This is a genomic window from Bacillus sp. RB3, from assembly GCF_030164735.1.
In the GTDB taxonomy this organism is placed as follows: domain Bacteria; phylum Bacillota; class Bacilli; order Bacillales; family Bacillaceae_G; genus Bacillus_A; species Bacillus_A cereus.
Window position 1 is genome coordinate 1 of the sequence record NZ_JASNGE010000124.1, and the last position, 307, is coordinate 307.

Consider the following 307-nt stretch of genomic DNA (forward strand, 5'->3'; position numbering starts at 1 on the left):
CTTAGCTCAGCTGGGAGAGCGCCTGCCTTGCACGCAGGAGGTCAGCGGTTCGATCCCGCTAGGCTCCACTTTATTTAATATATGTCTCGGAGGTATACCCAAGTTCGGCTGAAGGGATCGGTCTTGAAAACCGACAGGCGGTGAGAATCGCGCGGGGGTTCGAATCCCTCTACCTCCTCCATTTTTTCTTTAATGGTTTAGACATATAATAATAAAATATTTATTTTTTCCTTCATGGAGGTATACCCAAGTTCGGCTGAAGGGATCGGTCTTGAAAACCGACAGGCGGCGAGAGTCGCGCGGGGGT

The 307-nt window shown here is 50.2% G+C and carries 2 tRNA genes; both read left to right on the forward strand.

Features of this window, described 5'->3' with window-relative positions:
• Position 1: 1 nt before the first annotated feature.
• Positions 2–68 (forward strand) — tRNA-Ala (locus tag QO049_RS30625).
• A 20-nt stretch (positions 69–88) separates the two neighbouring features.
• A tRNA-Ser gene (locus QO049_RS30630) sits at positions 89–181 on the forward strand.
• The last annotated feature ends 126 nt before the right edge of the window (positions 182–307 follow it).